This is a genomic window from Burkholderia sp. BCC0322 (assembly GCF_902833045.1).
In the GTDB taxonomy this organism is placed as follows: Bacteria; Pseudomonadota; Gammaproteobacteria; order Burkholderiales; family Burkholderiaceae; genus Burkholderia.
Genome location: NZ_CADFDU010000002.1, coordinates 723,612 through 746,522 on the forward strand (window position 1 = coordinate 723,612; position 22,911 = coordinate 746,522).

General features: G+C 63.8%; 23 protein-coding genes, 4 tRNA genes and 1 pseudogene. 19 read left to right on the forward strand and 9 right to left on the reverse strand.

The annotated features are described in order from the left end of the window. Positions 1–36: 36 nt before the first annotated feature. The 12 genes and pseudogenes from uvrC (at position 37) to HWX39_RS09505 (ending at position 8,884) form a co-directional block, all read left to right on the forward strand. Positions 37–2,070, forward strand: a complete 2,034-nt coding sequence (gene uvrC / locus HWX39_RS09450; protein WP_175967254.1) for an excinuclease ABC subunit UvrC — start codon at positions 37–39, stop codon at positions 2,068–2,070. 90 nt (positions 2,071–2,160) lie between these two features. Further along, positions 2,161–2,748, forward strand: a complete 588-nt coding sequence (pgsA, locus tag HWX39_RS09455) for a CDP-diacylglycerol--glycerol-3-phosphate 3-phosphatidyltransferase (protein WP_034186518.1) — start codon at positions 2,161–2,163, stop codon at positions 2,746–2,748. A 135-nt stretch (positions 2,749–2,883) separates the two neighbouring features. Further along, positions 2,884–2,959 (forward strand) — tRNA-Gly (locus HWX39_RS09460). A gap of 53 nt (positions 2,960–3,012) precedes the next feature. Next, positions 3,013–3,088, forward strand: a tRNA-Gly gene (locus HWX39_RS09465). A 51-nt stretch (positions 3,089–3,139) separates the two neighbouring features. Further along, a tRNA-Gly gene (locus tag HWX39_RS09470) sits at positions 3,140–3,215 on the forward strand. Positions 3,216–3,315: 100 nt separating this feature from the next. After that, positions 3,316–3,389 (forward strand) — tRNA-Cys (locus HWX39_RS09475). A 355-nt stretch (positions 3,390–3,744) separates the two neighbouring features. Beyond that, positions 3,745–4,026, forward strand: a pseudogene (locus HWX39_RS09480) (DNA adenine methylase); the annotation flags it as partial. Between the two features lie 459 nt (positions 4,027–4,485). Continuing rightward, a complete protein-coding gene (locus HWX39_RS09485) occupies positions 4,486–4,989 on the forward strand; it encodes a TadE/TadG family type IV pilus assembly protein (protein ID WP_175967256.1) in 504 nt (167 codons plus the stop codon). A gap of 21 nt (positions 4,990–5,010) precedes the next feature. Further along, on the forward strand, positions 5,011–5,460 hold the full coding sequence (locus HWX39_RS09490; RefSeq protein ID WP_175967258.1) for a TadE/TadG family type IV pilus assembly protein: 450 nt from the start codon (positions 5,011–5,013) through the stop codon (positions 5,458–5,460). Positions 5,461–5,493: 33 nt separating this feature from the next. Beyond that, positions 5,494–6,801, forward strand: a complete 1,308-nt coding sequence (locus HWX39_RS09495; protein ID WP_175967260.1) for a VWA domain-containing protein — start codon at positions 5,494–5,496, stop codon at positions 6,799–6,801. Positions 6,802–7,434: 633 nt separating this feature from the next. Further along, positions 7,435–8,556, forward strand: a complete 1,122-nt coding sequence (locus HWX39_RS09500; RefSeq protein ID WP_279613071.1) for a TadG family pilus assembly protein — start codon at positions 7,435–7,437, stop codon at positions 8,554–8,556. A gap of 37 nt (positions 8,557–8,593) precedes the next feature. Further along, positions 8,594–8,884, forward strand: a complete 291-nt coding sequence (locus HWX39_RS09505) for a hypothetical protein (protein ID WP_175967263.1) — start codon at positions 8,594–8,596, stop codon at positions 8,882–8,884. Between the two features lie 41 nt (positions 8,885–8,925). Here HWX39_RS09505 and HWX39_RS09510 read toward each other — a convergent pair whose 3' ends face one another. The 3 genes from HWX39_RS09510 to HWX39_RS09520 form a co-directional block, all read right to left on the reverse strand. Next, positions 8,926–9,123 (reverse strand): undecaprenyl diphosphate synthase family protein, encoded by a 198-nt coding sequence (locus tag HWX39_RS09510; protein ID WP_175967266.1) that lies wholly within the window; start codon positions 9,121–9,123, stop codon positions 8,926–8,928. A 74-nt stretch (positions 9,124–9,197) separates the two neighbouring features. Then, positions 9,198–9,746, reverse strand: a complete 549-nt coding sequence (locus HWX39_RS09515) for a GNAT family N-acetyltransferase (RefSeq protein ID WP_175967268.1) — start codon at positions 9,744–9,746, stop codon at positions 9,198–9,200. A gap of 58 nt (positions 9,747–9,804) precedes the next feature. Then, positions 9,805–10,428: a helix-turn-helix domain-containing protein gene (locus HWX39_RS09520; protein ID WP_175967270.1), complete on the reverse strand. Its 624-nt coding sequence runs from the start codon at positions 10,426–10,428 to the stop codon at positions 9,805–9,807. 148 nt (positions 10,429–10,576) lie between these two features. On the opposite strand from HWX39_RS09520, the gene HWX39_RS09525 reads away from it, so the two are divergent. Continuing rightward, complete coding sequence (locus tag HWX39_RS09525; protein ID WP_175967672.1) at positions 10,577–10,813, forward strand: ParD-like family protein; 237 nt, start codon at positions 10,577–10,579, stop codon at positions 10,811–10,813. Continuing rightward, entirely contained in the window at positions 10,813–11,619 is an 807-nt protein-coding gene (gene map / locus HWX39_RS09530; protein ID WP_175967272.1) for a type I methionyl aminopeptidase, read from the forward strand. Before HWX39_RS09525 ends, map begins: the two co-directional genes overlap by 1 nt. 153 nt (positions 11,620–11,772) lie before the next feature. Here the strand turns inward: map and HWX39_RS09535 are convergent, their stop codons facing one another. Both HWX39_RS09535 and HWX39_RS09540 read right to left on the reverse strand, forming a co-directional pair. Continuing rightward, positions 11,773–12,276 (reverse strand): GAF domain-containing protein, encoded by a 504-nt coding sequence (locus HWX39_RS09535; RefSeq protein ID WP_175967274.1) that lies wholly within the window; start codon positions 12,274–12,276, stop codon positions 11,773–11,775. Positions 12,277–12,378: 102 nt separating this feature from the next. After that, a complete protein-coding gene (locus HWX39_RS09540) occupies positions 12,379–13,296 on the reverse strand; it encodes a LysR family transcriptional regulator (RefSeq protein WP_175967276.1) in 918 nt (305 codons plus the stop codon). Between the two features lie 109 nt (positions 13,297–13,405). On the opposite strand from HWX39_RS09540, the gene HWX39_RS09545 reads away from it, so the two are divergent. Together HWX39_RS09545 and HWX39_RS09550 are read left to right on the forward strand one after the other, a co-directional pair. Beyond that, positions 13,406–14,278: a pirin family protein gene (locus HWX39_RS09545; RefSeq protein ID WP_175967279.1), complete on the forward strand. Its 873-nt coding sequence runs from the start codon at positions 13,406–13,408 to the stop codon at positions 14,276–14,278. A 125-nt stretch (positions 14,279–14,403) separates the two neighbouring features. Then, the gene (locus HWX39_RS09550) at positions 14,404–14,889 is read left to right on the forward strand and encodes a GNAT family N-acetyltransferase (RefSeq protein ID WP_175967281.1); all 486 of its coding nucleotides are present in this window, start codon (positions 14,404–14,406) and stop codon (positions 14,887–14,889) included. A gap of 43 nt (positions 14,890–14,932) precedes the next feature. On the opposite strand, the gene HWX39_RS09555 is transcribed toward HWX39_RS09550, so the two are convergent. Genes HWX39_RS09555 through HWX39_RS09565 form a run of 3 tightly spaced genes read right to left on the reverse strand, consistent with a single transcriptional unit; the run spans position 14,933 to position 16,907 of the window. Further along, a complete protein-coding gene (locus tag HWX39_RS09555; RefSeq protein ID WP_175967283.1) occupies positions 14,933–15,802 on the reverse strand; it encodes a cytochrome c oxidase assembly protein in 870 nt (289 codons plus the stop codon). A gap of 10 nt (positions 15,803–15,812) precedes the next feature. Further along, positions 15,813–16,259, reverse strand: coding sequence for a copper chaperone PCu(A)C (locus HWX39_RS09560; RefSeq protein WP_175967286.1), 447 nt, complete (start codon positions 16,257–16,259; stop codon positions 15,813–15,815). Between the two features lie 12 nt (positions 16,260–16,271). Continuing rightward, positions 16,272–16,907: an SCO family protein gene (locus HWX39_RS09565; protein WP_175967288.1), complete on the reverse strand. Its 636-nt coding sequence runs from the start codon at positions 16,905–16,907 to the stop codon at positions 16,272–16,274. Between the two features lie 281 nt (positions 16,908–17,188). On the opposite strand from HWX39_RS09565, the gene otsB reads away from it, so the two are divergent. Together otsB and otsA are read left to right on the forward strand one after the other, a co-directional pair. Beyond that, entirely contained in the window at positions 17,189–17,941 is a 753-nt protein-coding gene (gene otsB, locus HWX39_RS09570; protein WP_175967296.1) for a trehalose-phosphatase, read from the forward strand. Beyond that, positions 17,938–19,317, forward strand: a complete 1,380-nt coding sequence (gene otsA, locus HWX39_RS09575) for an alpha,alpha-trehalose-phosphate synthase (UDP-forming) (protein WP_175967298.1) — start codon at positions 17,938–17,940, stop codon at positions 19,315–19,317. Before otsB ends, otsA begins: the two co-directional genes overlap by 4 nt. 77 nt (positions 19,318–19,394) lie before the next feature. Here otsA and HWX39_RS09580 read toward each other — a convergent pair whose 3' ends face one another. Further along, positions 19,395–21,227, reverse strand: coding sequence for an ABC transporter ATP-binding protein (locus tag HWX39_RS09580; protein ID WP_175967301.1), 1,833 nt, complete (start codon positions 21,225–21,227; stop codon positions 19,395–19,397). A gap of 563 nt (positions 21,228–21,790) precedes the next feature. Between HWX39_RS09580 and HWX39_RS09585 the strand changes: the two genes are divergently transcribed. Then, positions 21,791–22,855, forward strand: coding sequence for a glycosyltransferase family 4 protein (locus HWX39_RS09585; protein ID WP_175951753.1), 1,065 nt, complete (start codon positions 21,791–21,793; stop codon positions 22,853–22,855). Positions 22,856–22,911 lie beyond the last annotated feature (56 nt).

Consider the following 22,911-nt stretch of genomic DNA (forward strand, 5'->3'; position numbering starts at 1 on the left):
AGACCCGTTCCGCGTTACAAGGCGCCCGGATCACGCATGACATCCCCAGAAGCTTCCGATACTCCGTTCGAACCGAAGAAGATCCTTGCGCAGTTGCCGCACATGCCGGGCGTCTATCGCTATTACGACACGGCGGGTGCCGTGCTCTATGTCGGCAAGGCGCGCGACCTGAAGAAGCGCGTATCGAGCTATTTCACGAAGACGCAGCTGTCGCCGCGCATCGCGATGATGGTCACGCGCATCGCGCGTATCGAGACGACCGTCACGCGCTCGGAGGCCGAGGCGCTGCTGCTCGAGAACAACCTGATCAAGGCGCTCGCGCCGCGCTACAACATCCTGTTTCGCGACGACAAGTCGTATCCGTACCTGAAGCTCACCGCACACCGCTTTCCGCGGATGGCCTACTACCGCGGCTCGGTCGACAAGCAGAACCAGTATTTCGGGCCGTTCCCGAGCGCCTGGGCCGTGCGCGAGAGCATCCAGATCCTGCAGCGCGTGTTCCAGTTGCGCACCTGCGAGGATTCGGTCTTCAACAACCGCACGCGGCCGTGCCTGCTGCACCAGATCGGGCGCTGCACGGCGCCGTGCGTCGGCGCGATCTCCGACGAGGATTACGCGATCGACGTATCGAACGCCGCGCGTTTCCTGCTCGGCCGGCAGTCCGAAGTGATGAAGGAGCTCGAGCAGAAGATGCACGCGTTCGCGGCCGAACTGAAATTCGAGCAGGCGGCGGCCGTGCGCAACCAGATGAGCTCGCTCGCGACAGTGCTGCACCAGCAGGCGATCGAGGTCGGCAGCGACAGCGACGTCGACATCCTGGCCGTCGTCGCGCAGGGCGGGCGCGTGTGCGTGAACCTCGCGATGGTGCGCGGCGGCCGGCATCTCGGCGACAAGGCGTATTTCCCGACGCACGTCGAAAGCGCGCTGACGCTCGCCGAGGGCGGTCTCGGCGACGAGTCCGAGGTGGCGGAGGCGGCCGATGCGGCCGCCTCCGCCATGCCCGACCTGCCCGCGGAAGAAACCGGCCGCGCGCGCAGCGATGCGGCGGCGTCGGTCGAGGCCGAGGTGCTCGACGCGTTCATCGCGCAGCACTATCTCGGCAATCGCGTGCCGCCGGTGCTGGTCGTGAGCCATGCGCCCGCGAGCCGCGACCTGCTCGAGCTGCTGTCCGAGCAGGCCGGCCACAAGGTGTCGCTGGTGCGGCAGCCGCAGGGGCAGCGGCGTGCGTGGCTGTCGATGGCTGAACAGAATGCGCAGATCGCGCTCATGCGGTTGCTGTCCGAGCAGGGCTCGCAGCAGGCGCGCACGCGTGCGCTCGCGGAAACGCTCAGCTACGAATGCGACGATCTCGCGACGCTGCGGATCGAATGCTTCGACATCAGCCATACGATGGGCGAGGCGACGCAGGCGTCGTGCGTGGTCTACCACCATCACAAGATGCAGTCGGGCGAATACCGCCGCTACAACATCACCGGGATCACGCCGGGCGACGACTACGCGGCGATGCGGCAGGTGCTCACGCGCCGCTACGAGAAGATGGTCGAGCAGGCCGCGCAGGCGGCTGCCGCCGACGACGCGGCCGGCATCGACGGCGAGTCGACGCGCCAGGCCGAGGCGTCGAGCCTGCTGCCGAACATCGTGCTGATCGACGGCGGCAAGGGTCAGGTCGAAATCGCGCGCCAGGTATTCACCGAGCTCGGTCTCGACATGTCGATGCTGGTTGGCGTCGCGAAAGGCGAGGGGCGCAAGGTCGGCCTCGAGACGCTTGTGTTCGCGGACGGCCGCACGCCGCTCGAGCTCGGCAAGGAGAGCGCCGCGCTGATGCTCGTCGCGCAGATCCGCGACGAGGCGCACCGCTTCGCGATCACCGGCATGCGTGCAAAGCGGGCGAAGGCGCGCCAGACGTCGCGGCTCGAGGAACTCGAGGGCGTCGGCGCGAAGCGCCGGCAGCGGCTGCTCGCGCGATTCGGCGGGTTGCGCGGCGTGGTTGCCGCGAGCGTCGAGGAACTCGCGAGCGTCGAGGGCATCTCGCACGCGCTCGCCGAGCAGATCTACAAGCAGCTTCACTGACGCGGCCGTGCGGCCGGCTGCGTTGCCAGCGTTCTTGTGGCAGGCCGGTCGACACGGCACAATTGCGAATCCTTTACTGTCCCGCATGCCATGCCGTTCAATTTCCCGATTTTCCTGACGTGGGTACGGATCGTGCTGATTCCGCTCGTCGTCGGCGTGTTCTATCTGCCGGACACGGTGATGGGCGGCGCGCACCGCAATCTCGCGGCGGCGGCGATCTTCATACTTGCGGCACTGACCGACTGGTTCGACGGCTATCTCGCCCGCAAGTGGAACCAGACGTCGTCGTTCGGTGCATTTCTCGATCCGGTGGCGGACAAGCTGATGGTGACGGCCGCGCTGCTGATCCTCGTGCAGATTTCACGGGTCGACGCGGCGATCGCACTCGTGATCGTCGGCCGCGAGATCGCGATTTCGGCGCTGCGCGAGTGGATGGCACAGATCGGCGCGTCGAAGAGCGTCGCGGTGAACCAGCTCGGCAAGTTCAAGACCGCATGCCAGATGGTCGCGATTCCGATGCTGCTGTTCTATGGGCCGCTGCCGCTCGGCGTCGTGACGATCGACACGCGTGTGTGGGGCGAATGGCTGATGTATCTCGCCGCGGTGCTGACGATCTGGTCGATGCTGTACTACATGAAGCTCGCGTGGCCGCAAATTCGGGAGCGCGGCGGTGCGTGATGCGTCCGGTCGAGCAGGTTTTTGTAAAAAGGGCTGGAAAAGCCCTTGACACACGAATGTGCCTTCGACATAATCTCGCTTCTCCGCTGCACGACGAAGTAAGTGTGTGACGGGGAAGCAGCAGCGTAGTGATACGCGGGAGTAGCTCAGTTGGTAGAGCGCAACCTTGCCAAGGTTGAGGTCGCGAGTTCGAGACTCGTCTCCCGCTCCAGATTTTTTCTGGCAGCGTGTTATACGGCAAAGCGCTGCAGATGCAGGACACATGCGGGAGTAGCTCAGTTGGTAGAGCGCAACCTTGCCAAGGTTGAGGTCGCGAGTTCGAGACTCGTCTCCCGCTCCAGATTTTTCTGGCAGCGTGTTGTACGGCAAAGCGCTGCAGATGCAGGACAATGCGGGAGTAGCTCAGTTGGTAGAGCGCAACCTTGCCAAGGTTGAGGTCGCGAGTTCGAGACTCGTCTCCCGCTCCAAGTAATGGGGAAGCCACGCTTCCCTTTTTATTTGATGGACTTTCGGTCCTCGAATAAAAAATCTGTCGCTTGCCTCACGGCATCCGGACAGTCCGCTTTTGGCGCGATAGCAAAGCGGTTATGCAGCGGCCTGCAAAGCCGTTTAGGCCGGTTCGACTCCGGCTCGCGCCTCCAAGTAAGAAGAGAAAAAGCCCTGAGAAATCAGGGCTTTTTCTTTTTCCGGCTCCGCTTCGTCCTTGTCAGAAAGTCGCCTGGAGTGGTACGAAGTCGCCTCTAACCACTCAAGAAACACGCGTAAGCACACCGAAGTCGGCTCTTTGGCCGTATAGGTGGGTTCGCGTCAGTACATGGCGACCAAGCGATTGCGCCCCTCTGGAACGTGGGAATACATCATCCGACGTTTGAAGCTCCTCCCAAGCCGTTTTCCCTGACGCTCCAATCCGAAGAAGAGGGCGACGCGCATGACGCTCGCCCTGGCCAATGGCTCGATGCCTGCATCGTGCCGGCGGATGTAGTCGAATCGCGGGAGATGATTTCAACGACGCTGGATGCAATTCTCGATTATCCGCGTCGTGTCATCCCGCTTTTCCCGGCGCATGACCGCTACGTCGAGGTATTCGCGGGCGGGGCCGGGTTGTACTTCCTTCGACCGCCAGCAAAGGTCGAGGTGGTCAACGATGTCAGTGGCGAATTGATCAATCTGTATCGTGTCGTGCAGCACCACCCGGAGGCGTTCGTGCGCCCGTTCAAATGGGCGTTGACGAGCCGGCAGGTGTTCGAGTGGCTAATGCAGACGATCCGGGAAACGCTCGCCGATCCAACTCGCGGGCTTGTTCTAAAGATGAAGGAGTCGGACGGTGATTGTTCCGATCGTCCGATATTCGTATGTTCGCCGCATCGAAGCGTGTTTGCGTGCAAGGCCACTAACGTTTCGGCGTTGAAACATCGCCCCCGGCTGGACGCAGATTTTTCCCTGGCTGCGTCGCGATGCGTCTAGGGTGTTCGGTCAGCCGGCCGCATGCTCGAATCCTGTCAAATAGCTTTCGCGTTATCTCGGCCCAGCCACTGGCTTGCTTGTGGAGATTCGCGGTCTCTTTCAGTCGGCGTTCCCCACGCATCGACGCTTCCGGAAAACGCGTTTCAGACCTGAAACAAGGCGAGGCTGAGGGCTGATTCGCACGACACCTGGGCGTTGCGTTTCCTTGAGCGGCGCGCACTGGCACGAATCTGGCATGGAACCGGTCGGCCTAGTTGTAGATCGATAGCGTGAATGTGGTCCAAGAATCCACGCATCACCTTCAAACATCAAACGGGGACCGTCATGCGAAAAAGAAAACAGCGGGGAGTTGTGACGGTTGAATTTTCGCTATTGCTCCCGGTTCTGTTGCTGATACTTCTTGGAATCGCACAGTTCTCGTGGATGATTTCGAATTTCATTATCGTAACGTACGCGACGTCGGTCGGTGCGCATCAACTTGCCTCCGAACGCGGATTTTCGACGCCGTATTCCGACACGGTATCCAGCATTACAAATGCGCTAGGTCCAATCCGTACCGGGATTAATATTTCGACTTCCGTGAACGGGTCGCCTTGTACGTCGGATTCGACCTGCCAAGCCGCATTAGGGACGATGGCCAATGCGCTGGCGGCCGGCTCAACTGTGACGGTAACAATTGCCCATGCATTCAGCCCGTTGTATTCCGGATCCTGGGGCTCATTGGCTAATCTCATGCCGAAAAACATTACATCGACGATGACTGAGGTAATTCAGTAATTTCGCGAGAGGGCTGACACCATGAAATCTCAAGAGGGATCTGCGGCCATCGAAATGGCGGTGATGATGCCGGTCATTCTTTTGGTGCTATTGGGTATCGCGCAGTTCGGATGGCTTCTCGTTAATTATCTGGCGGTTGGCAACGCTGCTTCATCCGCGGCGCGAACGTTCGCTTCGCAGAGAGGCACGACAACGCCGTACACCACAACATTGGCGCAAGCAAAAGCGGCTGCTTCATTCCTGAGCCAAAGCAGCATCACGATTTCCGCAACCGTCAATGGCATTGCATGTACGGACGACGCGGGTTGTGCTGCTGATCTTGCTCCGGCCTCGAGCGCGGCAGTCAACGTGCCCGTCGCAGTCAGCGTGAATTATTCCGGTTTCAATCCTGTTGTCCTCGGGAATTATCTCAACTTGAAATCGATGATGCCGTCACTGCTGGCTGCAACTGTTACCGCGCGTGCGCAATGACGATAGACCAAAAAAGGAAAAAAGGGGAGCGGCATGAATACTTCAAAACCACGTGGCAGGACAGTTCGTCATCAGCGCGGTGCAGTCGTCATCGTCGTTGCGGCATCTTTGATCGCTATTCTGGGCTTTGCCGCAATTTGCGTCGATGTCGGGTATTCGATCTACGCGCAACGGCGCTTGCAGGCGGCCACGGACGCGGCGGCACTCGCCGGTGCGACCGATCTCTGGAGTCAGTCGTGGAATACCGCGTATAGCGACGCAGTCGCCTACTCGGCAGGCCAGGCCAACCAACTTCCAGGTGGGGCCACCGTCAGCTCAACGTCCGTAACCGGGCTGACTCTGTCAAGTATTCAGCTTCCCTACAAACAGGCGGTATCCGGCTATAACGGCATTCAAGTGACGCAAAAGGCGAGCGTTCCAACGTTCTTTGCGCGCGTGTTCGGTATCAAGACGACGACCGTCTCCGCGACGTCGACCGCAGCCGCCGGTGGTGCGGGCGGACCGGCGCAGTACAACGTGATGATCATCCTCGATACGACTGGGTCGATGAACACCAACGACAGCAATTGCAAGAATTCGAAGGGCGTGGTGCAAACACGTCTCGCATGCGCAAAAGCCGCCGCCTTGCAGCTCCTTACGACGCTCACGAATGCTGGGGATAACGTGGGGTTGATGGCGTTTCCTCCCATGTCCTCCAACTACTCGTTCTCGTGTGGTAGTAGTGCTCCCGGCATCGCGGGAAGCTATTCTGCGGCAGCAAGTTCCGGTTACCAATACAGCAAACTGGGAACGGGATTCCTGGGTAGCAGTGGCAGTGCCAATACCAGCTCGGGGCTGATCCAGGCCCTCGGTGGCGGCTCATGCAGCGGCCTCGCCGCCCCTGGCGGACTAGGGACTTTCTATGCGCAGGCCATCGCCGCTGCACAGCAGTCGTTGCAGTCCCTGTCCTCGACGCAGCATCCGCCCGGTCAAAACGTCATCATTTTATTGAGCGACGGCGATGCGTCGTCAAGCCAAACACAACTGGGTACGACATATAAGTCGAGCTATGGATCGGAGTGCCAGGCGGCGATAAACACTGCAGCCACCGCGAAAGGAGCGGGGACGCTCATATACACCGTGGCATATATCGGTGGCGGTAGTGCATCGTCTACCTGCAGCGACGGAAGCGATCCTTTGTCGCCATGCGCAACGATGCAATCAATCGCTACTGGCCCGGCTTACTTTTATTCTGATACCTGTACTAATTCAAATGGTGGCGTCGCTAATCTCAGTTCAATTTTCGGGACTATTTCTTATAGCCTGACAAAGCCGCGTCTAGTACCTGTGTCCGCCACGTGACTATTTTATTTGGGATTGTCGGAGGTGTGAGGTGGATAATGATCTATCTGAATCTCGCGGGCAGGTTGAACCTCATGCGCTCACAAAATCTTGTATCCATTGCAATAGTCTGTTGAGAGGTAGTTCAATTCGTTGTCGAATTTGTGGTTCCGAAGACCCTTTTGGCAAAAAGATGGCGCGGAAGAGAGTGTCGCTGTTTCATGGCCTGGTGGCGCTGAGTATTTTCTCGGTGCTTTTTCTGGTGGTTTATGAAATTTTGCCACTTGTTGATTTATATCTTCATGCTCGCAATTGAGCTTGTGGGCTATAAATCAACGGTGGCGCCTTTGGCTGTCGTGGGAATTTTGTCGGTTGCTGGCTTGGGATCTGTAAAACATTTAACTACGGATTGAGTGTTTGGAGGAATTGCGCAATCTATCTGAGAAATTAAACAACCCTCGTTTGGGCCGTGTGCTGTGGAGCCGGCGCGGCCTTCTTTTTTGCTTCGATTTGACTTGGCTGAATGGTGCATTTCTTGAAAAAAGCCGAGATGTTGACTATACATCGATAATTTGATGAGTATTGGTCGCAACCGTGCTTCGTGGGTATATGGTCTTTAATTTCTGTTATTCATCGGGTTGCCCGGATTGTTGAATGAATCGCTCGATACGTTGTCTCCGGCGCGATCGTGAACAATGGGAGCTGCAATTCATGCGACGTGTCCCATGCGGGGCCAGCAACACACTTGACCTCAACCAGAACCCGGTGTCGAGCGAGCGAGAGTGCGGATCGGTTGCGCTCTTCTTCTTGCTGTTCCTGATTCCGCTACTGATGTTCGGTGCGTTGGCCGTCGACGTTGCGTGGGTTGCGGTTGTCAGCAATCAGTTGCAGAACGCGGCCGATGCGGCTGCGCTAGCGGGCGCCAGATCCTTGGCGTCCGGTGGGGCGTCACTGAACTGGTCGCAAGCGGCCACGGCGGCGAACCAGGCAGTGGCGCTCAACACGGCAGCAGGCGTTCAGCTATCGACCGGCACGGTTACGGCCGGCTATTGGAATTTGACACGAACACCCTATGGAATGCAGGCGACCACGATTACACCTGGCACGTACGATGCGCCCGCTGTACAGGTCACGGTATCGCGGAAGGCCAATGTGAACGGCGGCAATATTCCGCTCTTGCTGGGAGGCCTGCTGGGGATCTCGAGCACGCCAGGGAGCGCGACCGCGGTTGCCGTCGTGACTTCGCCAGGGGCGATCGGTGCAGGAGGGGTGTTTCCGATCGCGCTGGATCAATGCATCTTTAACCAATACTGGAATTCGGCGACCAATGAGCCGCTCTATTACCCGCTGACGAACATTCCGTACGAACTCATCATCACGAACGGGCAAGTGTACGGCTCGTCTTGCACTGCTGGTACCTGGACATCATTTCTCGTCAATGCGAACGACGTGCCAACACTCGCAGGTCTGATGCAGACGGGTAATCCAACCCAGCTCAGCATCGGAAATAGCGTCTACCTTGCTCCTGGCGCGAAGACGGCTTTATACGGCTCGGTGCCGGTAGGTGCGACCGTGCTAATGCCTGTCGTCACAAATAGTTCGAGTTCGTCCTATGTACCGATCGTCGCGTTTGCCCCGTTTGCAATCGATGCGTCCGTCGGGGGAAGTGGCAAGTACATCATGGGGCATTTTGTGACCGGATACAGAATTTCCGCGACGGTGAGCGGTGCTGGGCCGAATTACGGTGCTTATGGCGCCCCAAAGCTCGCGTTTTGAAAGGGGCGGCGCGGAAGTCTGAGTTTCGATTCAACGCTTGAACGATATCGACAATGTTGCAGCGGTGATCTTGCAAACTTCAAAGAAAACGGGAGTGGACATGTACCGCTACTGTGCGATTGAAAAAGAATTGGGGCATGTGCGAAGCGCGATTTCCACACTGGACAGCAAGCGAGGGGAGTTCCCGCGTGGGACGATCATTGGTGACCCTGCGTATTGGCTCGCGAGACTGCAATCGATTCGTGGCATGGCCGAGCGCTACAACTTTCCGAGGCTCAGAGATCAAGCTGACGAGTTGCTTGATCAAATCTTGACGCTGCAGCATTAAGCTTGCTTGGCAGGGAACAAAAAAACCCACTAAATGCGGGCTCAATCGAGGCGGTAGCTGTACGCGACCGCGATGTTGACGTCGAGCCCCGGGACCTGCGCTGTGCTTCGCACAGCATCGTCGATGCGTTCCGCGACGGTCGAAGGGCGTTTCGTCAGGTCGCCGATCACGCGCAGCCGCCAGCGGCCGCTACGGGCCAGTTCATCGAATACCTCGATGATCACGGTCAACAGGCCCACCCGTTCCTCTGCGTTGCATGGAAATGACGACTGCCCGTGCTATCGGCGCCGGCGGTCGAACGCGGCGATGCCGCTCAACCATCCACCGGCTGCGCCGGCGTTTCGAGCGTCAACTGATAGAACGCCGCGTCGAGCCACCGGCCGAACTTGAATCCCGCCTGCGTGATCGTGCCCGAGTGCACGAATCCGAGCTTCGTGTGCAGTGCGATGCTTCCTGCATTGGCCGCATCGATGCAGCCGACCACCACGTGCACCTGCGCTTCGCGCGCGCGCCGGACCACTTCGCGCAGCAGCACCTCCCCAAGCCCGCGGCCGCGCTGGTCGCGATGCACGTACACGCTGTGTTCGACCGTGTACTTGAAGGCGGGAAACGCGCGGAACGTGCCCCAGCTCGCAAAGCCGAGCAGCGTGCCGGACGCGTCGACGGCGCCGATGACCGGGAAGCCGCCCGAGCGCTTCGCCGCAAACCACGCGACCATCGCTTCCGGCGGACGCGGCTTGTAGTCGTACAGCGCGGTCGAGGTCGCGATCGCGTCGTTCAGGATCTCGAGGATGGCCGGCGCATGCTCGGCCTCGCTGCAATCGATCAGGTGCACGTCGTCGCGCTGTTTCGGGGAATTCATACGGGCTCCAGTGGGCAGTAAGTAGGGCGCGCGCACGGCTGCTGCGATGACGCGCTCGTCAGAGGTTCCGCGCGCCGGCGGCGGCAGATGCATCGCAAATTGCGACGATATAGCGCGCGGCATGCGGCGACGGATTGCTGAAAATCAGCGGCTGGTCGAGCCGCATGGCCAGGCAGTCGCCTTCGTGAAGTTCGTGAAGCGCGTCGCCGAACGTGACGTCGACGCGGCCGCTGATGATCCACACCTGCTGATGCAGCGCGCTTTCGCGTCCGCCACTGTCGTAGGCGACGCGTGCACCGGGCGGGAAATCCACTTCGACGAGCTGGATCGGCGACGGCCAGCCGGCCGGGGAGAGGTTGCGGCGCACATAGCCGGACGCCGGATCTCGCCATTCGGCCTGCTGCGCGCGGCGTGCCAGCGGCTGCGCGGGCGTGTCGTGCTGGTCGCCGCTGAACAGCCCGGCCAGCGATACGCCGAGCCCGGCCGCGAGCTTGTCGAGCACGACAGCCGTCGGGCTGGCCGATGCGCGTTCGATGAGCGAGATCATCGAACGGCTGACGCCGGAGCGCGCGGCCAGCGCATCGAGCGTGTAGCCTCGCACGGTGCGCAGGTCGCGTACGCGCCGCGCGATGCGTTCGTTGATGCCGGTGTCGTCGGTAACGGCGGTGACTGATTCTTTCATGGTGGATTCATTTTCCAGTAAATTGGAATTTGAAGTCAACGACACTGCCGGCGGCCGGCCAGCGGTTCGACGGGATCTGAATGGCTTGCCCGGCAGTCGCGCGCAGCTTAATATACGAACTGACTACGTTTCGTTTAATTGGGGATATATGGGCATCATCAAGATTTCCGAGCACATGCACGAGCGGCTGCGCTCGACCAGCACGGCGCTGAGCCGCTCGATCAATGCGCAGGCCGAACACTGGCTGCGCGTCGGGATGCTGGCGGAACTCAATCCGGCGCTGTCCTACGGGGACATCTGCCGGATGCTGATCGAGGCCGAAGCACGGGGCGTCGAGACGGGGCTGGCGGAACCGGTCGAGCACGGCATCGAGCAGGTGGCGTAATGGCGAAGCGAGAAATCCCGATCCGCGGCGCCGCGGAAATCGCCAAGTCGCGCGAAGCCGCGAAGCTCGCTTCGCAGGTGCTGACGATGATCACCGAGCACGTGAAGCCGGGCGTCTCCACCGACGACCTCGATGCACGCTGCCGCGAATACATCATCGACGTGCTCGGCGCGATTCCCGCGAACATCGGCTACCACGGTTATCCGAAGACGCTGTGCACGTCGGTCAACCACGTGGTGTGTCACGGCATTCCGACGTCGCGGCCGCTGCGCGACGGCGACATCGTGAACCTCGACATCGCGGTGATCAAGGATGGCTGGTTCGGCGATACGAGCCGCATGTATTTCGTCGGCGAACCGAACGAGCTCGCACGGCGCCTTGTCGCGACGACCTATGAGGCGATGCACGCGGGTATTCGCGCGGTGCGTCCGGGCGCCACGCTCGGCGACGTCGGCTACGCGATCCAGCAGGTCGCGCATCGCGAAGGATTCAGCGTGGTTCGCGAGTATTGCGGGCACGGCATCGGCGATGTCTATCACGACGAGCCGCAGGTGCTTCACTACGGCCGCCCGGGCACCGGCGTGCCGCTCCGGCCGGGGATGATCTTCACGATCGAGCCGATGCTCAACGCGGGCAAGCGCGACACGCGCATGCTGGCGGACGGCTGGACGGTCGTCACGAAGGACCATTCGCTGTCGGCGCAATGGGAGCACATGGTCGTGGTGACCGAAACGGGCTTCGAGGTGCTGACCGAGGACGCGAAGCCGCAGGCGTTCCCGTCGCTGTCCGGCACGCACGCCGCCTGATACCTGCAATGCGCCGCGAAGGGCGGAGCGGCGGCACAGTGAAACGGGCCCCTTTGCGGGGCCCGTTTCGTTTTCGTTCTCGGTCGTGAGACGCGATTCTCATGCGAACGTGGCGGCCGGTTGCCCGATGGATGAACGTGGCCTGGCCGCCGCTTAACCGCGCGCTTTCTGCCATGCGTGTTCGATGAACACGCGGCACAGCGCTTCCATCCCCTGGCGATCTTCTTCGTCGAAGCGCGCGGCGACCGGGCTGTCGACGTCCCACACGCCGATGAGCGTGCCGTCGGCGGCCACCAGCGGCACGACGATTTCCGATTCCGATGCCGCGTCGCACGCGATATGGCCGGGGAAGTCATGCACGTCGCGCACGACCTGCGTCTCGCGCGTCTGAGCGGCCGTGCCGCATACACCCTTGCCGAGCGCGATCCGCACGCAGGCGGGCTTGCCCTGGAACGGCCCGACCACGAGTTCCGTCCCGTCGAAGAAGTAGAAACCGGCCCAGTTGAGACGGTCGAGCGAGTGGTAGATCAGCGCGGAGAAGTTGGCCGCGTTCGCGGTCAGGTCGCGTTCGGACTCGACGAGCGCGCGTGCCTGCTCGACGAGCGTCGCGTATTGATCGGCCTTGGAGGCGTGGGGGGCGTTGGACAGCGTGAACATGGCGGGAAAGCGATCAGGGTTGTGGAATGCGCGATGCGCGTACCGCAGTCTACGGCACGCGCGCGCGGTTTGCAGCGCAACGTTGCACGTGACGCTGCGGGTTCAATCGGGTTCGAGTTCGGCAAACCGTTCCGCCAGAAAATCCAGCAGTGCGCGCACCGCGGGCAGCAACCCCCGGCGCGACGCGAACACGGCATGCACGATCTCGCGGCGCGGCGCCCAGTCGGGCAGCACGGTCACCAGCTCGCCGCGCGCGACCTCTTCGCGCACCATCATCGTCGGCAACTGCACGATGCCGACGCCCGCGGCGGCCGCCGCGCGCAGCGCGAGCATGCCGCCCGTGACGAAGCGCGGCTGGTGATGAATTTCCGCGTGAGCGCCGTCGGGCCCGCGCAGCCGCCACACGTGCGCGGACTGCGGGGCGCCGTGATCGAGGCTGGGCAGTTGCGCGAGATCGGCGGGAACGGCTGGTGCGCGATGCTCGCGCAGCAGCGCGGGGCTTGCGACGAGGCACTGGCCGCGCTCGGCCAGCACGCGCAGCGCGAGATCGCTGTCGTCGAGCGGCGGCGGGCGCACGCGGATCGCGACGTCGATCCCTTCGCCGACCACGTCGACGCGACGGTTGGTCGCTTCCAGATGAATCTCGACGCGCGGGCACGCGACCATGAACGCGGCGATCATCGTGCCGACCAGCGAATCGAGCAGCACGATCGGGCAACTGACGCGCACGATGCCACGAGGCTCCTCGTGCAGCAGCGCGATCGCCTCGTCGGCAGCATCGGCCTCGACGAGCATCGCGCGGCAGTGCGCGTAATAGGTCTGGCCGACGTCGGTAACCGTGAAGCGGCGCGTCGAGCGCTGGATCAGCCGCATCCCGAGCCGCGCCTCGAGCAGCGCGATGCGGCGGCTCAGCTTCGATTTCGGCATGTCGAGCGCACGCCCGGCCGGTGCGAAGCCCCCGTGTTCGACGACCTGCACGAAGTAATAGAGATCGTTCAGATCCCGCGCTTTATCGTTCATGAAATGGAACGCTGAGTGCGATTTTGGCAGTCTACCGGATCGATCGTTCCACCACTATATTTCTACCCAGGATGCGAAACATGTGTTTCGCCGCAATTCGGAGAAGGCAATGAAGAAGATCCAGGGTGTGTACAGTGCGCCGCGCGGCCATTGGGTCGGCGACGGTTTCCCGGTGCGTTCGATGTTCAGCTACCAGTCTCACGGTGCGCACCTGAGCCCGTTCCTGCTGCTCGATTACGCCGGCCCGACCACGTTCGAGCCGGGTTCGGCCTCGGCGCCGCGCGGTGTCGGCCAGCATCCGCACCGCGGGTTCGAAACGGTGACGATCGTCTATGACGGCGAGGTCGCGCACCGCGACTCGACCGGCGCGGGCGGCGTGATCGGCCCGGGCGACGTGCAATGGATGACGGCTGCGAGCGGGATCCTGCATGAGGAATTTCACTCGGAAGGGTTCACGCAGCGGGGCGGCCCGCTCGAGATGGTGCAGCTCTGGGTGAACCTGCCCGCTGCGGACAAGATGGGCGCGCCCGGCTACCAGACGCTGCTGAGCGCCGACATCCCCGTGGTCGAACTGCCGGACGGCGCGGGGCGGGCGCGGATCATCGCGGGTGAACTCGACGGGCGGCGCGGCCCGGCTCGCACGCATACGCCGATCGACGTGTGGGACGTGCGGCTCGCGGCCGGCGGCCATGCGCGGTTCCCGGTCGCAGAAGGGCGCACGCTCGCGGTGGTCGTGCTGAGCGGTACCGTGCAAGTGAACGGCGAGACGGTCGCCCGGGAAGCGCAGTTCGTGCAACTTGGCCGCGACGGCAGCGATGTCGAGATCGAAGCGAACGGCGACGCGAAGCTGCTGATCCTGAGCGGCGAACCGATCGACGAACCCGTCGTCGGTTACGGGCCGTTCGTGATGAACTCGCAAGCGGAGATCCGTACCGCGATCGAGGACTTCAACAGCGGCCGCTTCGGCCGGATGCCGGCGTGACGGACAGGCCCCGCGCAATGCGGGGCTTTTTTTGCGGGCGGACAGCGGGTCGCGCAGCGCGTGCGCTTCGAGGCATAATCGGTGATTGCCGCGCGCCGGCCGGCGCGCCCGAATCAGGACCGACCATGAACGCATCCGCTGCATCCCCGAGCGCCGCCGATCTCGACTGGCGCTGGAAATCCTTTGACGCCCTGACGGCGCGCGAAGTCTATTCGATCCTCGAAGCACGCAGCGCGGTGTTCGTCGTCGAGCAGAACTGCGTGTATCGCGACATCGACGACGCGGACCAGGCCGCATGGCACCTGGCCGCCTTCGATCCGGCCGGTCGCCTGGCCGGCTATCTTCGTGTGCTGCTGCCCGATGCGCAGAATACCGACGTCCGCATCGGCCGCGTGCTGACGACCGCCGCGTTCCGCGGCGCGGGCCTCGGCAACGGACTGCTGTCGCGCGCGCTCGAGCATATCCGCGCGCAGTGGCCGGATACGCCGGTGAGCCTGCATGCGCAGGCCCACTTGCAGCGCTTTTACGGGGCATTCGGCTTCGCGCCGAGTTCGGACGTGCACGACGAGGATGGCATCCCGCACGTGTGGATGAGCCGCGCACGCGCGTAATTGAGCCGCGCACGCGCGTAATGCGCGACGCGCCGCGCGGCGGTCAATGCGCGGCGTGCGCCACCGGCGGCTGGTCCGTGCGCTGCGCGGCCCGTTCTTCGATCAGGCGGCCGCGCGCGGACAGCCGCAGCCAGTGTCGCAGCGCGATCAACGCACCGATCACGCTCATCATCGAGCCGGGAATCCACAGCAGCAGGCCGCCGATCTGCTGATCGCGCAGCGGGCTCAGCCACGTGAACGCACGGCCGCAGATCGAATAGATCGGATACAGCTCGTGCGGCGTGAAGAAGATCAGCGCGCCGAGCGCGATCTGCGGCGGGATCGCCGCGACGACGATCAGGATCCGGCGGCCCGGCGACAACCGCGCGGGCGGCGCGGGGCGCGGATCGACGACGAGCCACCAGAACAGCAGCCCGTCGATCACCATGCTCCAGTTCATCACGCGATAGAGACGCCAGTCGAGCATCGCGATGAAGTGGATCGGCGACAGCAACCAGAAGTAGATCAGCCCGACGAACAGCACGACCGCGACGACCGGATGGAACACCACGTCGAGCGTCGCGCGCACGGGCGCCCACGCGAGCGCGGGGCGCACGAAACGCTGCCGCCAGCGGAACGGGATGCCCGCTCGAATCGCCGCGCCCGGATAGGACAGCGCAATGAAGAACGGCCCGAGGTGGTGGAGTACCAGATGCTGCGCGCGATGCAGGAAGAACTCGTGCTCGAAGAAATAGTCGAGCCGCGTATGCAGCGCGACGTAGAGCGCCGTCAGCCCGAACCAGAACGAAAACTGCCGCAGCGGCGACACCTTCGCCTTCTTCACGCCGCGTGCGAACAGCACGGCGGCGATCAGCACCGCGATCACCACGGTGGGCGACGGTTCCCACGGATCGAGCCAGTACAGGAGGTTCATCGCGCGGGCATCACTTCGCCTGGGCCGGTGACTTCACGGCGAACGGCGCATCGACCGTTTCGCCGTCGGAGAACTTCAGGCGCAGGTGCACGGTGTCGCCCGGCTTGATCGCGTGCTTCGGCTCCTCGAGCATCAAGTGGTAGCCGCCCGGCGCGATGTCGACCTTGCCGCGCGCGGGGATCGTCAGCTTGTCGACCATTTCCATCTTCTGCGTCGAGCCGTTCGAGACGGTCTGGTGCAGCATCGCCATCCCGTAGTCGGGGCTGTCGACGTCGACGAGATCGACCGGCTTGTCGCTCGTGTTCACGAGCGTCACGTAGCCGCCGGCGGGCAGCTTGTTCGGCAGCCAGCGCACCCATGCGTTCTGCGCGGTGATCGCGCCGGCGGCATACGCGTGGGCGCCGGCGCACAGCGCGGCGAGGAGGGCGAGCGTCTTGAGGGTCGTTTTCGTTTTCATGTCGGGATGAATTCAGGTCGTGGAGGCGGTGTCGATGATCCGGCGCACATCGGCGGCGATGGCGTCGGGCGAGTCGCGGTCGGTCGCAAGCAGGCGGGCGCGGCCGCTCGCGTCGAAGATGTAGACGGCCGAGCTGTGCGTGACTTCGTAGCCGCCGGACGGATCGCGCTTTTCCATCTGGTACGCGACGCGATAGCGCTTCGCGAGCGATTCGATCTGGCGGTCGGTGCCGGTCAAGCCGCGCGCATGCACGGCGTCGAATGCGGCGACATACGATTGCATGGCCTGCGGCGTGTCGCGCGCGGGGTCGACCGAGACGAACAGGATGCGCACGTTGTTGGCCTGCGGGCCGAGCTTCGCCAGCACTTCCATCAGCCGCGCCATCGTTTCGGGGCAGACATCGGGGCAGTGCGTGTAGCCGAAGTAGACGAACGCGACCTGGCCGTGGAATGCATCGGCGTCAATGGGGTGACCGTCGCCACCCGTCAGCGTGAACGACAGGTCGGGCAGGTGGCCGGTGACGTTGGTCAGGTTCCAGCGCGGCTCGTCGTGCGTGCACGCGGCGAGCGCCACGGCGGCGGCGAGGGCCGCGGCCGTGCGGATGAGGCGGGAGAAGCGCCGGTGCGGCGCAGTGCGGGCAGACGACATCCTGGGGCTCGATCGGACGGAATGATGGCCGCCGGCGGCGCCATGCGTCGCGGGGCAGGCGGTTGCGACTGTAGCGCAATTCGCGCGCCTGCGTCCTTTCGAAACCCGTACGCGGCGGGCGAGCGGGGCAATATGTCGCAGTTGACGCGGGCGGCGGCGCGCTGCCCGCGAGGCACCGGTTTCGCCCATCTCAATACGCAGGCGCGGTAAGATGCGCACAATTCCATTCGCGCAGCGGCCGCCCGGGGCGTTTGCCGGCCGACCCTCACACTATCGAATCGATGCAATCCGTTCCGGCTTCCCTGTCCCTGACCGATACCGCGTTCTTCTTCGACTTCGACGGCACGCTCGTCGAACTGGCGCCCACGCCCGACAGCATTCATGTTCCACCGTCGCTGCCGACGCTGCTCGACGAGCTGCGGCGCCGCTCGCACGGCGCGGTTGCGATCGTGTCCGGGCGCGGTATCGACAACATCGACACGTTCCTGAAGATGCCCGGCCTGCCGATCGCCGGCCTGCACGGCGCAGAGCGCCGCGATGCGAACGGCGACACGCAGCGCATCGGCTTCAACGACGAACGTCTGCTGCGCATCGAGCGCGAGCTGGCGGCCGTCGTCGACCGTCATCCGGGCATGCTGCTCGAAATCAAGGGTGCGGCCGTCGCGCTGCACTACCGCAACGCGCCCGAGCGCGAGGCGGCTGCGCGCGCGGCCACCGAGCGCCTCGTCGCAGACTACGCCGACGCGTATGTGCTGCAGCCCGGCAAGATGGTGTTCGAGATCAAGCCGAAAGGCGTCGACAAGGGGCGCGCGCTCGCCGCGTTCCTCGACGAGCCGCCGTTTGCCGGCCGCGTGCCGGTGTTCGCGGGCGACGACCTGACCGACGAGAAGGGCTTCGCGGTGGTCAACGCGCGCGGCGGCCTGTCGATCAAGGTCGGCGCGGGTGAGACGTCCGCCCGCATGCGGCTCGATTCGGTCGACGCGCTGCATGATCAGATCGCGCGCTGGCTCGGTGCGGGGCAGCCGGACGCATGAGTCGCCTCATCATTGTTTCAAACCGCGTTGCGCCGATTTCGGAAGGCGAACCGGCGGCGGGCGGTCTCGCGATCGGCGTGTACGATGCGCTGAAGGAGACCGGCGGCATGTGGTTCGGCTGGAGCGGCGAGGTCGTCGCGTCCGGCGCGCCGCAGATCCGCGTCGAGGAGCACGGTCCGGTCACGTTCGCGACCATCGGCCTGTCGCGGCGCGACTACGACCAGTATTACCGCGGCTTCTCGAACGCGACGCTGTGGCCCGCGTTTCACTACCGCGCCGACCTGATCCAGTACGACCGTCACGAGTTCGAAGGCTATGGCCGCGTGAACGTGTGGCTCGCCCAGCAGCTCGTACCGCTGCTCCAGGACGACGATGTGATCTGGGTGCACGACTATCACCTGATCCCGTTCGCGCGCGCACTGCGCGCGGCCGGCGTGAAGAACCGCATCGGCTTCTTCCTGCACATCCCGTTTCCGGCCGCGCAGGTGCTGGTCAACGTGCCGCCGCATCGCGATCTCGTCGAGTCGCTGTGCGCATTCGACCTGCTCGGATTCCAGACCGAGCCCGACCTGCGTGCGTTCTGCGACTACGTTGAATCGGAAGCAGATGGCGTGATCGAGCACGATGGCCACCTGGCGACGGTGCGCGCATTCGGCAGGACGCTGCGCGCGGCCGCCTATCCGATCGGCGTGCATCCGGACGAGATCGCGTCGCTCGCGCAGGCCGGCGAGCACGGCAAAGCGGTGCGCACGCTCGCGACCTCGCTGCGTGGTCGCAAGCTGATCATGAGCGTCGACCGGCTCGATTACTCGAAGGGGCTCGTCGAGCGCTTTCGCGCGTTCGAGAAGCTGCTCGAACACGAGCCGTCGCATCGCAATCGCGTGTCGTTCCTGCAGATTGCGCCGTCGACCCGCGCGGAGCTGCGCGCGTACCAGGACATCCGCCTGCAGCTTGAGGGGGAGTCGGGGCGCATCAACGGACGCTTCGCCGAGCTCGACTGGGCGCCGATCCTCTATATTCATCGCCAGTACGACCGCCAGCTGCTCGCGGCGCTGTACCGGCTCGCGCGGGTCGGCTATGTGACGCCGCTGCGCGACGGGATGAACCTCGTCGCGAAGGAATACGTGTCCGCGCAGAATCCGGAGGATCCGGGCGTGCTCGTGCTGTCGCGCTTCGCGGGCGCCGCACGCGAGTTGACGGGGGCGCTGATCGTCAATCCGATCGATATCGACGGGATGGCCGATGCGTTGTCGCAGGCGTTGACGATGCCGCTCGCCGAGCGGCGCGCGCGTTATACCGACATGATCGCGCAGCTTCGCGAGAACAACGTGTCGGTGTGGCGCGACAACTTCCTGCGCGATCTGCAGCGCGCGTAACCGGCGGTTCATCGAGCAATGAAAAAGCCGCAGTGCGAGGCGCACTGCGGCTTTTTTGTCGGCTGCGGGCCGGGACGTCAGGCCACGCGTTCGCCGGTCGGCGTGCTGCCGTCGGGAGCCGGGTGATGACGGCCGTGCTGCTTCGCGAGCAGGTCGCGGTACAGGCCCGGGCGGTTGCGCAGCACGTCGGGCGCGCCGTCGTCGACCACCTTGCCGTTGTTCATCACGATGATCCGGTCGAAGTTGCGCAGCGTCGACAGGCGGTGCGCGATCGCGATCACCGTGCGGCCCACCATCAGGCGGTCGAGCGCGCTCTGGATCGCTTCCTCGGATGCGCTGTCGAGCGCGGACGTCGCTTCGTCGAGCAGCAGGATCGGCGCATCCTTCAGGATCGCACGCGCGATCGCGATGCGCTGGCGCTGGCCGCCCGACAGCTTGACGCCGCGGTCGCCGACGATCGTGTCATAGCCTTCCGGCATCGCTTCGATGAACTCCGCGCAGCGCGCATCGCGCGCGGCGGCGAGCACTTCGTCACGGGTCGCTTCGGGGCGGCCGTACGCGATGTTGTCGTAGATCGTCCGGTGCAGCAGCGAGATGTCCTGCGGCACGAGCGCGATCGCGTGGCGCAGGCTGTCCTGCGTGATCGTCTTCACGTCCTGGCCGTCGACCTGCACGGAGCCGTCCTGCGTGTCGTAGAAGCGCTGCAGCAGCGCGAGCACGGTCGACTTGCCGGCGCCCGACTTGCCGATCAGGCCGACGCGCTGGCCCGGCTCGATATGGAGGTCGAAGTGGTCGAGGATCGGGCGGCGGTGCGGATACGCGAACGTCACGCGCTCGAAGTCGACGCGGCCGCCCTTGGCCGACAGCGGCTGCGCGTCGGAGCGGTCCGGCATCCCGTGCGGCTCGAGCAGCGTCTTGACCGCTTCGGACAGGCGCGCGATGTGCTGCGTGACGTCAACCAGTGCGACCGCGAGATCGCGCGTGCCGTGCAGGATCGTGAAGCCGAGCGAGCTGACCAGCACGATGTCGCCCGACGTCGCGCGGCCCTGGTCCCACAGCCACAGCGCCCAGCCGAGCAGGCCGGCGGACAGCATCGCGGTGATCACGGCGTGCAGCAGGCGCAGCTTCTCGAGATAGAGCAGGCTCTGCTGGCGCGCATCCATCTCGGCCTTGACCGTCGCGCCGAAGCGTTTCTGTTCACGCAGCGTCATCCCGAACGCACGCACGAGCCCCATGTTGCCGATCACGTCGACGAGCTCGCCGTCGACCGCCGCGGCCTTCGCCGCGAACGCGTGGTGGCGCGCGGAGCCGCGACCGGCCAGCTTGAACAGCACGACGGAGAGCACCGCGGAGCAGCCGAGCAGGCCGGCCGCCATCATCGGATTGACGACGATGATCATCAGGATCGCGCCCATCACCGCGATGCACGGAGGCAGTACGTTCCACGCCATCGTGTTTTCCGACGTGTAGACGGCGTTCGACGTGGCCGTGATGCGGCTCGCGAGCGTGCCGGGCTGCTTTTCGGCGTAGTAGGTGGGCGAATGGCCGATCAGGTACTGGAACAGGTCGCGCCGCAGGTCGCCGGTGACCGCGACGAACGTGTGCGCGGCGAACCAGCCACCGACGCGCCACAGCAGGTTGTCGGCGGCGATCAGCCCGACGAGCAGCGCGAATGCGCTCCACAGCGGGCCGGGGTGATGCCGCCCGGTCGCCAGCACGTCGATCAGGTGCTTGATCGCGTATTGCGAGCCGAGCGCGCAGCCGACGGCGGCCAGCACGCTGCAGAGCACGATCAGGTGGGCGACGGGATGAAGCCGAATGTAGCGGAACAGGAACGCGATCGGCCGGTGCGCGTAGCTCGACAGCTTCGCGTTATGGGCGTTGCGCTGGGCAGGGGTGAGAGATTCCAAAATATGCGTGCGGTGATTCGGTGATTGAGCGTGGCGGCTGGATCGCAGGCCGGCGGTCGCCCGGACTGAATAATCCGGCATTGTAAACAAGGCCGCGTGTCGCGCTGCGCGAATCTTGCCTTGGCCGGGGGCTCGCGATCGATTTTGAGATAAAATCCGGCATCCCGTCCTGCCTCATGTGCCGGAATCACGCTGCCGGCAGTCACGGGGGCAAGGAATGCCAAAAGGGCCTTCCACTCTAGAACGGACACCCAAGTCCGCGGGTTGCAAAGTGTTGCACCTTTGTAACAAAGTAAAGTGTTTGAAATGTTGTGCGCCGTATCGGGATTAACCCTAGATAATCGGCTCCGGGTTCGATTCCAGGTTTTTTACGAACCCCTGTCAACGGGTCTTCGTTTCAAACGTTCTATGCCTGTCGCGTCGCCGACGCTCCTTGAGCAGCGCGGGTTTGACGCCCCCGGCAGGCTGATTCGTCCGATCTTTGGACGACATGCATCCAGCCCGGACCGCCGGCAGGTTGCCGACCCATACCTGGTTTTTAGCCGAATTTTTAGGAGTTACGCATGCGAATCGCCCAAATCGCTCCGTTGCACGAAGCGGTGCCCCCGAAACTGTACGGTGGTACCGAGCGAGTGGTGTCCTACCTCACCGAAGCACTTGTCGAGATGGGACACGACGTCACGCTCTTCGCGAGCGGCGATTCGCAAACCTCCGCGAAGCTCGAAGCGTGCTGGCCGCAGGCGCTGCGCCTCGACCCGACGATCCGCGACGTGATGGCCCCGCACATGCTGCTCCTCGAGCAGGTGCGCCGCCGCGCGGAAGAGTTCGATGTCCTGCACTGCCACATCGACTACTACCCGTTCTCGCTGTTCTCGCGCCAGCCGGTCCCGCACCTGACGACGATGCACGGCCGTCTCGACCTGCCGGAACTGCAGCCGATCTTCAACGCATTCAGCGACGTGCCGGTCGTGTCGATCTCCGACAACCAGCGCATCCCGCTGCCGCAGGCGAACTGGCTGTCGACCGTCTACCACGGCCTGCCGGAAAACCTGCTGACGCCGATCCCGAACGTGAAGCCGAGCTACCTCGCGTTCCTGGGCCGCATCTCGCCGGAGAAGCGCGTCGACACGGCGATCCGCATCGCCGAGCAGGCCGGCCTGCCGATCAAGATCGCCGCGAAGCTCGACAAGGCTGACCGCGCGTACTACGAAGAGAAGATCAAGCCGCTGTTCGCGCTGCCGCACGTCGAGTACATCGGCGAAATCAGCGAGTCCGAAAAGACTGAATTCCTCGGCAACGCGCACGCGCTGCTGTTTCCGATCGACTGGCCGGAGCCCTTCGGCCTCGTGATGATCGAGGCGATGGCTTGCGGTACGCCGGTGATCGCGTTCAAGCGCGGCTCGGTGCCGGAAGTGATCGACAACGGCGTGTCGGGCTTCGTCGTCGAAGACGAACTGTCGGCTGTTGCCGCGCTCAAGCGCCTCGACGCGCTGCCGCGCGAGCAGGTCCGCGCCGCGTTCGAAGCCCGCTTCTCGTCGAAGGTGATGGCACAGAACTACGTGAAGGGCTACGAGGAACTGCTGCGCCAAAAGCGTCGCACGGTGCTCCGCGAAGTCAACGCAAGCTGATTGCGGGCCGCCGCCGCGCTGCGGCCGGCGGCTTGCCCTAGACGCCCCGCCCGGGT

What these genes read in the sequence shown, in the direction of transcription:
- HWX39_RS09560 (WP_175967286.1), bottom strand. Translation starts at nt 16,259, where the DNA reads ATGAAAACGAAAACGACCCTCAAGACGCTCGCCCTCCTCGCCGCGCTG.
- HWX39_RS09495 (WP_175967260.1), top strand. Translation starts at nt 5,494, where the DNA reads ATGAATACTTCAAAACCACGTGGCAGGACAGTTCGTCATCAGCGCGGT.
- otsA (WP_175967298.1), top strand. Translation starts at nt 17,938, where the DNA reads ATGAGTCGCCTCATCATTGTTTCAAACCGCGTTGCGCCGATTTCGGAA.
- HWX39_RS09585 (WP_175951753.1), top strand. Translation starts at nt 21,791, where the DNA reads ATGCGAATCGCCCAAATCGCTCCGTTGCACGAAGCGGTGCCCCCGAAA.
- HWX39_RS09500 (WP_279613071.1), top strand. Translation starts at nt 7,435, where the DNA reads ATGAATCGCTCGATACGTTGTCTCCGGCGCGATCGTGAACAATGGGAG.
- HWX39_RS09555 (WP_175967283.1), bottom strand. Translation starts at nt 15,802, where the DNA reads ATGAACCTCCTGTACTGGCTCGATCCGTGGGAACCGTCGCCCACCGTG.
- HWX39_RS09490 (WP_175967258.1), top strand. Translation starts at nt 5,011, where the DNA reads ATGAAATCTCAAGAGGGATCTGCGGCCATCGAAATGGCGGTGATGATG.
- HWX39_RS09485 (WP_175967256.1), top strand. Translation starts at nt 4,486, where the DNA reads ATGTGGTCCAAGAATCCACGCATCACCTTCAAACATCAAACGGGGACC.
- HWX39_RS09535 (WP_175967274.1), bottom strand. Translation starts at nt 12,276, where the DNA reads ATGTTCACGCTGTCCAACGCCCCCCACGCCTCCAAGGCCGATCAATAC.
- HWX39_RS09550 (WP_175967281.1), top strand. Translation starts at nt 14,404, where the DNA reads ATGAACGCATCCGCTGCATCCCCGAGCGCCGCCGATCTCGACTGGCGC.
- map (WP_175967272.1), top strand. Translation starts at nt 10,813, where the DNA reads ATGGCGAAGCGAGAAATCCCGATCCGCGGCGCCGCGGAAATCGCCAAG.
- HWX39_RS09540 (WP_175967276.1), bottom strand. Translation starts at nt 13,296, where the DNA reads ATGAACGATAAAGCGCGGGATCTGAACGATCTCTATTACTTCGTGCAG.
- HWX39_RS09515 (WP_175967268.1), bottom strand. Translation starts at nt 9,746, where the DNA reads ATGAATTCCCCGAAACAGCGCGACGACGTGCACCTGATCGATTGCAGC.
- otsB (WP_175967296.1), top strand. Translation starts at nt 17,189, where the DNA reads ATGCAATCCGTTCCGGCTTCCCTGTCCCTGACCGATACCGCGTTCTTC.
- pgsA (WP_034186518.1), top strand. Translation starts at nt 2,161, where the DNA reads ATGCCGTTCAATTTCCCGATTTTCCTGACGTGGGTACGGATCGTGCTG.
- HWX39_RS09545 (WP_175967279.1), top strand. Translation starts at nt 13,406, where the DNA reads ATGAAGAAGATCCAGGGTGTGTACAGTGCGCCGCGCGGCCATTGGGTC.
- HWX39_RS09565 (WP_175967288.1), bottom strand. Translation starts at nt 16,907, where the DNA reads ATGTCGTCTGCCCGCACTGCGCCGCACCGGCGCTTCTCCCGCCTCATC.
- HWX39_RS09525 (WP_175967672.1), top strand. Translation starts at nt 10,577, where the DNA reads ATGGGCATCATCAAGATTTCCGAGCACATGCACGAGCGGCTGCGCTCG.
- uvrC (WP_175967254.1), top strand. Translation starts at nt 37, where the DNA reads ATGACATCCCCAGAAGCTTCCGATACTCCGTTCGAACCGAAGAAGATC.
- HWX39_RS09520 (WP_175967270.1), bottom strand. Translation starts at nt 10,428, where the DNA reads ATGAAAGAATCAGTCACCGCCGTTACCGACGACACCGGCATCAACGAA.